This is a genomic window from Vibrio jasicida CAIM 1864 = LMG 25398 (assembly GCF_000400365.1).
GTDB classification, from domain to species: domain Bacteria; phylum Pseudomonadota; class Gammaproteobacteria; order Enterobacterales; family Vibrionaceae; genus Vibrio; species Vibrio jasicida.
The window spans coordinates 109,446-117,703 of the sequence record NZ_BAOG01000023.1; the positions used below are offsets into that span (position 1 = coordinate 109,446).

Genomic DNA, 8,258 nt, shown 5'->3' on the forward strand with positions numbered 1-8,258 from the left:
ATGTTCAGAAAAGTGCTCACCAGCGCTTGGATTCTGACATGCTAATGGAGAGGTGGTCGATAAAGGCTCTTAATAACGGTGTGACTTGTTTACGTGTGCCATAGATGGCATGAACGCCTAATGTTTTTGGGTGCCATTCCGGTAACAGTTGAATCAGTTTACCCTCAGTGATCAAATCTTTCACGGTTGGGAAGGGCTGTAAGCTGATTCCGTTACCATTTAAAGCGGCAGCAAGCAGTACTTCCGGGGTATTCGCGCTGATATTGCCTTTGATGGAGACTGATTCATCACCGTTTGGTCCAGAGAATATCCACTCAGAACGACCAAAATAGCTAAAGGACAGACAGTTGTGGTGTCCTAGGTCTTGGGCGTTTAACGGTGCGCCTTTTTGTTCGATATATTTGGGGGACGCACATATCACCGAGCGGCATTCACCTAATCGCTTTGCTACCACATTAGCAGGCAACTCATTGGTGATGCGTATCGCAAGATCAATGCGTGATTCCACGAGGTTTACGGTTTCATCTGTCGACACAATATCAATCGCCACATCAGGCCATTGTTCAACAAAGCTTGTGATTGCATCAATGAGGAAGCTACTCACAATGGAATAGCTAGCGGTAATACGCAATTGACCTTTTAGGTTCACTCGATTTTGGTTTCGGATTCCGCTTAGGGATTCTTCAAGTGCAAGTAACTCTCGTGCAATCTCAAGCGTCTCTTTCCCTGCACTGGTTAAGCTGAGGCTTCGAGTTGTGCGGTGGAGTAAACGAGTATCCATCCACTTTTCGAGCTCACCTAAATAACGTGTCACTTTAGTTCGCGAAAGATCGAGATGCTCAGCGGCCGCACTTAAGCTTCCTCGCTCTACGATCGTGACAAAGACATTCATTGCCTCAAGTCTGTCCATTTTGCTGCTTCACCTTAAGAAAATTACCGTCACAGTATATGTCCGGATTTTGCAATAGTGAAAGTTAATTTGCTGTCTATTTCATCTAAAACCAATCAAATAAGATGGCCTCAACACTAAACGAGCCGCATGAGTTGGTTCTCTAATACGGAATAAGATGATGAATAAGCGTTCAATTACTCTACTGATCACAGCACTAGCGGCATCGAACTATGTGTCGGCTGCGGACTTAACGATTACCCACTACAACCCCGGTGAAAATGCGATCTTTCCTGCAAGCTCTGTGCTTGTTTCTGGTGAAAAAGAGCTGATGTTGTTTGACGCACAATTTAACGTCAAAGACGGAAAAAAGTTAGTGGAACAGATTAAAAAGAGTGGCAAAGAGCTGTCGATGATTTACATCAGCAGCGGTGACCCCGACTATTATTTTGGCTTAGAGCCTATTGTTGCGGCCTTCCCTGATGTAAAAGTGGTTGCGAGCGAAGCGGTTGTTAAACATATCGAGCGAACAAAAGACGCGAAACTGGCGTACTGGGGACCTATTTTGGAAGAGGGGGCACCGTCAAAAATTGTTGTGCCTATTGTACTCAATGACACGACTTTGACGCTTGAAGGTAAGCGCATTGAAGTAAAAGAAATCAATACTCATGATGCTTACCTTTGGGTGCCTTCGGCGGAAACGGTATTTGGTGGAGTATCGGTTTACAGTGGCGTTCATGTTTGGATGGCGGACACTCAGTCGAAACAAGAGCGTGCTCAATGGTCCCAATCGCTGGAGCGCATGAAAGCACTGAAACCAAAAAACGTCATTCCGGGACACTACCTAGGTGATATGCCGAAAGGTGTGGAAGGTGTTCAATTCACTATAAACTACATCGCAGACATCGAGCAGACGTTAGAAAAATTAAGCAAGCCATCATCAAGCGAGATTTCGGCAGCGATGAAGGCTAAGTACCCGAAGTTTGCTGCCACAGAAGGCGATTTAGAACTGGGCGCGAAAGTGCTAAGTGGTGAAATGGAGTGGCATTAATCTAAGCCTGTTATTTGCCATACTACCCAAAAACAGCCCCTCATTGTGAGGGGCTGTTGTCGTAATAGCTTTGCCACTTGTCGACGTGGTTTACGATGTGATTGCTGATGAGTGGTAAGTAATTAAAGGCGTGTTCAAAGCTTCAGAACAATTCTTGCCGAGTTACGTCACATACTGACACATTCAAAATCGGTACATGACCGATTAAATAACCATACAAAAAGTCATATTTTTGGTGTCACAGATGATTGGTGTATTTTTCCCCAATAAATACCTAGTCTAACGTGCAAATTATCTGTTAATTCATCACGGTGATGGACGTCATATAACTTGATACAGTTTGGTCAATTTAGTGCCTGTAGGGGTGTTAACACACTTCTTCATTGTCATAAGAGTCGAACAGTATGGTAAATGATGTGGATTTCACCTTTTATGTTTCTGGGTTCTCCGGTGCATTTAAAGTCGAAAGCTTCCGGATTACGGAAACAGTCTCTTCTCCCTTTGAAATGAACCTGACGGTGTTGTCCGGCGACGATGCCATCACGTTTGAAGCCTTAAGCCGAAAAATGGGCGTCCTGAGCCTGTTTGGTCAAGGTGTAGGAACGGCTCGCCAGTTTAACGGCAGTATCTCTGAACTTCGTTACTTAGGCTCTGGCCGCCGCTTCTCGCGTTATCATATTACCTTGGTTCCACACCTCTGGTTTCTCACTCAGCGTCAGGACTGTCGCATCTTTCAGATGCAAGCTGCTCCCGACATCATTCGTCAGGTCTTTGATGACGCAGGCATGAGCGATTACCGCTTTGAACTATCAGCGCAATACGAAGCGAAAGAGTACGTTCTTCAATACCGTGAGAACGACCAGCATTTTGTACAGCGACTAATGGCAGAGCACGGCCTTTGGTATTATTTCGAGCATAACGAGGCTGGACATACCATGGTCATTGTCGATAGCAACGATGCGATACCTGAGCTCATCAGTTCACCTACTAATGCTTCTTACCTAGGACCTGTGATTTATCATGCCCAAGGTGGTGGCACGCCAGATCGAGAACACATCTTCGACCTCGAACAAGCGCATTGTACTCGCACTGGCATCGTCAGCTATGGCGATTACAACTATCTCACGCCGAAAATCCCACAAGGAAAAAGCGCCGATGAAGGCCCGAACTTTGATTTGCAGCGCTACGACTATCTTGGCCGTTATACTTCACCAGACTTAGGGCAGCAGCGTGTAACGGAGTGGATGTCCGAATACACGGTGGACAGCCATCAGATTGAAGCTGCGAGCGATATCATGCGTCTCACCGCAGGCTACAGCTTCGATATCAGCCAGCATCCTCGTTTAGGCATCAACCGTGATTACCTCATGTTGACGGTGATGCACACGGGCTTTAACCCTCGTGTGCACGAAGAAGAGTCGAGCGATGAGCCTACGACTTATCACAATCAGTTTGTCTGCTTACCTCGAGACGTAACATTCCGTGCGCCTAAAATGGCGTCACCTGTCGTTGATGGTCCTCAAACTGCGGTTGTGGTTGGTCCTGCGGGTGAAGAAATCTACACCGATGAATATGGACGCATCAAAGTTCAGTTCCATTGGGACCGCTACGCACAAAGCGATGAGCATAGTTCATGTTGGCTACGTGTTAGTCAATCAATGGCAGCACCGAACTGGGGCGCAGTGTATTTACCGCGAATTGGGCATGAAGTGATTGTGACCTTCCTAGAAGGTGACCCAGACCGCCCGTTAGTGACGGGGGCGGTGTACAACGGTTTACACACGCCACCATACCCGCTACCAGAGAATAAAACGCGCACTGTGTTTAGAACCCAAAGCCACAAGGCCGAAGGTTACAACGAAATGTACTTTGAAGATGAGAATAACCAAGAAGAAGTTCATTTCCGCGCTCAAAAAGACATGAAGACTAAAGTGCTCAATAACCGTTACCGGGATATCGGTAATGATGAGGAGCTAAAAGTCGGCAACAACCAAGAAAATAATATCTTAGGCGACCGTAAAGAAGTGATTGACGGGCATAAAACCTCCATCACTAAGCAAACCTTTATGGAGCAAGTTGAAGAAGATGTTCACGTTACTTACAACGCTAATGAATCCGAGAAAATAGCCAACAACCGAGATTTGTACATCGACGAAAATCGTCAAACTTTGATTGGCAAAGATGATTCACTGGATGTAGGGCAAGACCAAAACACGGTAATCATGGCATCGCGCTCTATTGATGTGGGGGCTGACGACACACATAGCATCGGCAATACCCTCAGTGTCGAAGTGAACGGTAACACCTCTATCCGCTCTGATGGCGAAACGGCGGTGGTCTCAGCGGATGAAATCAAGTTCCTCGTTGGTGCATCCAGCTTAGTGCTAAAGAGCAGCGGCAACATCCATTTAAACGGCACCTCCATTACCATTGATGGTGCGAGTAGTGTCACCGCAACGGGTGGAAAAGTAGACATCAATCCGGGCGGCGCGGCAAACGGTAATAACAGGGTTTCTACAAGAAGACCAAGGAAACCATCGCTGGCGATGAAACCGATGCCTGTGATGTCACCCGCGGCGTATGCCGGATTGGTTGAGGAAGGCAGTTTACTACAAGAAATTTGTGATTGTGGGAGTGGAAGAACATGCCAATTACACAGCTAAACCCTGAATGGGATATTAAACCTATTCCACCATTATTCTCGTCGGGTGACGAAAAGCTTTACGTGCTGATTGAACCTACATTATGGCCTGAGTGGGAGGAATCGTTATCCGACAGTGAAGCTGTTCCACTTTTTGCTAAAACTCGATTCGCAGCCGTTGGTAATGGCCCTCTGTTAGTGGAAACTCTCGAGAAACAGAAGCTAGAGACTGTGCAAAACCACCTAGAAGCAACGCCTTCTGGCTGCCTTGTTGTTACCGCAAATTCGATAGATATAGAAAGTCTTGCCACATCTTTACGAAATCGTCTTTTTGTCCGGCATGGTCAAGCGCAAGCTATGATGCGGTTTTATGAGCCTCGTAAACTTGTCATGTTCATTGGTTCATTGAATTCGAACCAAAGGCAGCAGTTCTTCCCATTACTGACTCGAATCCAATGGTTTGACCGGCAGTGGTTGGGCGCTTCATGGCAAACGCCAGAGAAGAGTCAGAATATTCCAGTGACTTGGGATCTAACGCCGTCACAAATACAAACCATGAACTTAATCTCAGCCCATTGGCAAGGAGTGAGCGCCTAATGAGCAAAACTTACACCATCAACGCAGGCGATACTCTACTTAAAATCGCGATTGAGCAAGACGTGGACTTCACAACATTGCTTGAATTGAACCCCCAATACCAATCGAACCCTGACTTTATCCGTATCGGCGAGGCGCTCACGCTACCAGACGACACTCCGGTAGAAGTCGTTGAGCCCGAGCACCCTGTAGAGCCAGTTTCAGATATGCGAGAGCTGGCTTCGGACAGCCCCTTATTCGCTCCCCCTCTCTGTCAACCTATTGATGTTCACGATGTTATCTTCTTAACTGGGGACAGCCCTTTTGAGTATTGGTTATTAGATGAGAAAGCTGCCAAAGAACTTGAACAAGAAAGTCAAAATACGGACCTTCTTTTGGATAACTACAAGACACTACTAGAATCGGCGCCAAAAGGAGACGAGATCACTCGTGAGTCGATGGAAGCGCATACACGGAAAAAAGAAGCTTGGCTTGCCGATGCAAATTATGCAGGGATGTTTGCAACAGAAGAGGTTCAGAATAATCCAGCAAGCCGACGAGCGGCACAAATAAGAGAAAGCCAGCCCCAAGTAAACTTCAATTCAAAGCGAGCGAGTTCATCCAAGAAGTCGCTAGAAGAGCGTAAAGCGTTTGTTGAAAAATACCACAAGACAACTTTCTTTGCTGAAGGCTCGACAGAGGCGTTAAGACAGCAAGTCCTCAAAAGTATTCAAAGCGAGATTGATTACTATCAGGGCTTAGAAGATCAGGCGGAAAGCAAAAAAACAAATGAGACAGTTACAAAGGTTAGTCTCAATGGCAACACTGTCAAAAAGGAACTCAAAACACGTAAAGTAAAAACGCACGTTGCTGAAGTCTATTCTGTTAAACAAGGCCGCTACGTATATGTACGCTCACACTTTCATGAGCGTGAGGAAAAACGCTGGCAACGTTCATATACGCATACAAATGCGATGAAGGCTCTTGAGCAAAAAGATTACAAAGGCTTTGGTAACGCCGTTGCTAAAGACATTAAACAGACAAAAAATGATCTTAAAATTACCACGCAGTTAGCGCAGTGGAAGGCAGAAGGGAATAAATGGGTTGAGTGGAAAGCGACTCAGAAATTATTGCAGTATGAAGGCAATGCCATTTTTGCCGTTAGCGCAGAGGCGCAGCTTTTTCGCTGGGGAGCTCAAGCTACCGCAGCCAGTAACTTTGAGCCAACGAAAGGTAAAATTGACATCGGTGTTGGTGCTGATGCAAGTGTATCGCTTGTAGAAGCCAAAGCAGAAGCGAACCTGTTTCTACCTTATGAAAGTGGTTTTGCTGCTCGGCTAAGCTATCGCGATGCTAATGGAGAGGACGCAACTTATTCATTTGGTTGTTTTCGGTTAAATGGGTCGGTAGGCATTGGATGCTTTGTCGGAATAGCAGCAGAAGGCGGAGGGAGTGCAGGCAACGGAAATGAAAACGGTGAAAGTGTCGGTGTCCTTTTCACTCCTCGAATTAACATGGCGAAATCCCCAAAGGGACAGGTGGGATTCAAAGTTCAAGGGTTTGCCGGAGGCAAAGTGAGCGGCCAATTAACCGGAGCAATAGAGTGGCAAGCACCAGAGGGTGATAACTCCAGCTCATTCAATGCGCTTGCTAAGGTGAGTTTGGCCGGAAATATTGGCGCGGGAGGTGGTTTTGGTGCGGACTTTCAACTAGCCCTCACTGGCGGCAAATTCTATTTAATGTGCTCAGGCCAGCTGGTCTGGGGCGTAGGCGGCGGCGGCGGTTTTGGCGTACTTATTGATGGCGAGAAACTGTGGGAGCTGACCCTAACTATTTTAAAAGCCTTGCAATACGTCGATTACCGTTATCTCTATAATATAAATGAAGACGCATACAAGCACTTGCTCAACTCAACGTTGGTCGCGTTTGCTAGAGGCTTGGTTACCGATCCTTCACAAACCTTTGAAAAGGTATTAGTTAACGGTGAGAGGCAGGTGATGATATGGAGAGATGAATTTAACAAAGTACGTGAACGGCAGAAAAAAGCGACGATTCTCGCCACTCATATTCTTGATGACTCAACGTTATCTGGTGTGCCATTTGAGCAATTGTTACCCGAGGCAATTGGGATTATGCTTGATATATTGGTAGAGGAATTCCCTCTGAGTTTTAATGAGCAGCAAGAGAGCGCAATACATAAATTACTTTGCAAAAGCACTTACAGCTGGCATAAATTCGAAGAAATTTTGCAATGCATGAACCCAGACGGAGAAGCTGGTCGGGGGGATAAGGTAATGTTTGATAACCTTGCGCGCATTAATGCAATTTTGGACAACACACAGCAGCATGATTTTAACTTGTGGGTGACGCAGTTAGCAGAGAAAAATAAACGGGATGCTACCAGCACGCCTTACACACCGTTAAGCGGTGAAGCACTCACTCGCAAAAAAGCTCAAATTACCACGCGCAATGATGAATACTTACCGTATCGATAACTTACTAAGAGAGGAAATTGAACCTTATGGTAAATTTCCTCTCTTTCGCGCAATTACTTGACTGGAGAGGCTTGCTGAAGTGCACAACGAAAGCTCACTGATGGGAAGTACCACTCTAAGACTGGTATATCATGTATACGTGAAAAGACCATAGTCATTCCTGCCGCATCACGAAGCACTTTTTCCGTGCCAGAGTCAGGGCCTTGCGGATTATGTTCCGGTGAATTCTGGTAATATGTTGGTGAGTACCAATCATTGACCCACTCGCTTACCTGATTAGACATGCCTGCTATTCCCAACGGGTTTGGGGGATAGGAGTCAACATTTTCGATATCTGTTGAGCTGTTGACTTCACTCTCTTTGTAATCCACGTTACGCCCCATCTCTGGATCGAAATAATGAGAATTGTACATTTGACGATAACCATTATTTGTCGCGAAATAAACCATTTCTCCACGACTTCTTGCTGCATATTCCCATTGCGCTTCCGTTGGTAGATCAAATGGTAATGCGCTGATATCACCTAGCCATTGACAATAGTCTTTCGCTTCTTGCCATTTCTTTGCAGATGCCGCAGTATTTTGCCCGTCCTCCATTGCATACACA

Annotated in this window: 6 protein-coding genes; 4 read left to right on the forward strand and 2 right to left on the reverse strand. The window is 46.0% G+C overall.

Going from position 1 to position 8,258, the window contains the following annotated elements; translation table 11 throughout:
* Nucleotides 1-16: 16 nt before the first annotated feature.
* Nucleotides 17-910 carry a LysR family transcriptional regulator gene (locus tag VJL_RS06785; protein ID WP_038876694.1) on the reverse strand — a complete coding sequence of 298 codons (894 nt, stop codon included), beginning with the start codon at nt 908-910 and terminating at the stop codon, nt 17-19.
* A gap of 160 nt (nt 911-1,070) precedes the next feature.
* On the opposite strand from VJL_RS06785, the gene VJL_RS06790 reads away from it, so the two are divergent.
* The 4 genes from VJL_RS06790 (at nt 1,071) to VJL_RS06805 (ending at nt 7,652) form a co-directional block, all read left to right on the forward strand.
* A complete protein-coding gene (locus VJL_RS06790) occupies nt 1,071-1,940 on the forward strand; it encodes a Vmh family MBL fold metallo-hydrolase (protein ID WP_050568824.1) in 870 nt (289 codons plus the stop codon).
* Between the two features lie 404 nt (nt 1,941-2,344).
* Nucleotides 2,345-4,603 carry a type VI secretion system Vgr family protein gene (locus VJL_RS06795; RefSeq protein WP_038876701.1) on the forward strand — a complete coding sequence of 753 codons (2,259 nt, stop codon included), beginning with the start codon at nt 2,345-2,347 and terminating at the stop codon, nt 4,601-4,603.
* Nucleotides 4,585-5,178: a DUF4123 domain-containing protein gene (locus tag VJL_RS06800; RefSeq protein ID WP_038876703.1), complete on the forward strand. Its 594-nt coding sequence runs from the start codon at nt 4,585-4,587 to the stop codon at nt 5,176-5,178. Before VJL_RS06795 ends, VJL_RS06800 begins: the two co-directional genes overlap by 19 nt.
* A gap of 62 nt (nt 5,179-5,240) precedes the next feature.
* Nucleotides 5,241-7,652, forward strand: a complete 2,412-nt coding sequence (locus VJL_RS06805; protein ID WP_439654150.1) for a LysM peptidoglycan-binding domain-containing protein — start codon at nt 5,241-5,243, stop codon at nt 7,650-7,652.
* Nucleotides 7,653-7,705: 53 nt separating this feature from the next.
* Here the strand turns inward: VJL_RS06805 and VJL_RS06810 are convergent.
* Nucleotides 7,706-8,258 (reverse strand): formylglycine-generating enzyme family protein (locus VJL_RS06810; protein ID WP_038876707.1); only part of this gene is annotated, 553 nt, incomplete at its 5' end.

What these genes read in the sequence shown, in the direction of transcription:
- VJL_RS06790 (WP_050568824.1), top strand. Translation starts at nt 1,071, where the DNA reads ATGAATAAGCGTTCAATTACTCTACTGATCACAGCACTAGCGGCATCG.
- VJL_RS06795 (WP_038876701.1), top strand. Translation starts at nt 2,345, where the DNA reads ATGGTAAATGATGTGGATTTCACCTTTTATGTTTCTGGGTTCTCCGGT.
- VJL_RS06800 (WP_038876703.1), top strand. Translation starts at nt 4,585, where the DNA reads ATGCCAATTACACAGCTAAACCCTGAATGGGATATTAAACCTATTCCA.
- VJL_RS06785 (WP_038876694.1), bottom strand. Translation starts at nt 910, where the DNA reads ATGGACAGACTTGAGGCAATGAATGTCTTTGTCACGATCGTAGAGCGA.